Genomic DNA, 1539 nt, shown 5'->3' on the forward strand with positions numbered 1-1539 from the left:
CCCCACACCCCCCGCGTCCCCTGCCACCTGCCCGCGCCGCACGAGCGGCTTGCCGGGCGCCGGGGGCAGTTGGCGCGTATGGCCGCCGCCCTCACCCCGAAGGCCCCGGGCGCCGGCCAGGCGCTCGTGGTCGTCGGCGGCTCGCCCGGCACCGGCAAGAGCGAACTGTGCCTGCACGGCGCCCGCCAGGCGAGCGCCCACTACCCGGACGGCCAGCTCTTCGCACGCCTCGTCGACAGCGAAGGGCGGCGCGCGAGCCACGCCGCGATCCTCCGCTCCTTCCTGCGCGGCCTCGGCGCGACCGAGGACCACCTGCGCCTGGACGTCACCGACCTGAGCCTCATGTTCCGCACCTGGACCGCCGACCGCCGCGTCCTCGTGGTCCTGGACGACGTGAGCAGTACGGACGACCTCACCCTGCTGCTGCCGTCAGGCCCCGGCTGCGGCGCCGTCATCGGCAGCCGCAGGCGGCTGTTCGTGGCGTCCGGCACCGAGTACATCGAGCTGGACCGGCTCCCGCTCGACGACGGCCTCCACCTGCTGCTCTCCTGGCTGCCCGACCACCGGATCACCATGGACCCGGACGGCGTCCGCCGGCTGGCCGAGCTCTGCCGCGGCCTGCCGGGCGCCCTGTACGCGGTCGCGTCACGGCTCCAGCGGCGGCCGCACTGGACGGCCCGCCAGGCGATCACCTGGGCCGTGACCTCCGCGACGGCCGACGAGGACCCGCTGGGCCTCTGGGCCGGACTCGAACGCACCCTCGCGACCGTACCCGTCCACGTACGGGACGCGGCCCACACCCTCCTGTCCCCCAGCGGCCCCGCGCGCTTCACGCCGGAGACCGCCGCCGCGCTTCTCGGCACCCCCGAGCACCGGGCCGAAAGGCTCCTCGACGAACTCGTCGAGGCGTACCTCCTGCGCGCATCGGCCGCCGGCGCGGACGGCCGCTTCTCGTACGAGTGGGAGCCCTCCGCCCAGGCCCTGCGCGGCCACCGCGACACCCCCGACCGGACCGGCGCCGTACACCAGGACACCGGCGTCCGCAGCTTCGCGGCCGCCTGACGGCGCAGCAGGCGCGGCCCGAGATGCCGCCGAACGAGTGGTGTTCATCTGAAGATCTACGCGGCGGCGGCGTCGCTCACCCGGATTCCGAGATGCGTACACATCATGAGAAAGGTATGCAGATCGCCTGATCCGAAGGTGTTCCGAAGGTGTTGGGAAAGCGAGGAGCCATGACCGCCGCCGCCACCGTCAAGGCCAAGCAGTTCTGGACCGCGTGCGTCTCTCTTCTGCGCATGCTGCTGGCCGTCGTCGGCCACGGCACCCCCGCGCGGGCCGAGACCTCCGTCGTGCGCGTCGCGCCCGCCGTGCGGCGGCCAGCGGCCCCGGCGCCCGCGCCGGTGCCCGCCCAGCGGACAAGATCCTCGTCCTTCGCCGCCGTACGGGAACGTGCGCTTCCGCCCACGATCAAGCAGCGCATCCGGGCCGAGGCCCACGGCTCGTCACCGTCCGTACGACGGCTGCCCGCGGCCGACGCGG

The 1539-nt window shown here is 74.4% G+C and carries 2 protein-coding genes; both read left to right on the top strand.

What is annotated here, in order from left to right:
• Window positions 1-1062 (top strand): NB-ARC domain-containing protein (locus HTZ82_RS13520; protein ID WP_254711832.1); only part of this gene is annotated, 1062 nt, incomplete at its 5' end.
• Between the two features lie 170 nt (window positions 1063-1232).
• Window positions 1233-1539 (top strand): DUF6344 domain-containing protein (locus HTZ82_RS13525; RefSeq protein ID WP_175409603.1); only part of this gene is annotated, 307 nt, incomplete at its 3' end.

It is taken from the genome of Streptomyces sp. TRM64462 (assembly GCF_013362995.1).
Lineage (GTDB): Bacteria > Actinomycetota > Actinomycetes > Streptomycetales > Streptomycetaceae > Streptomyces.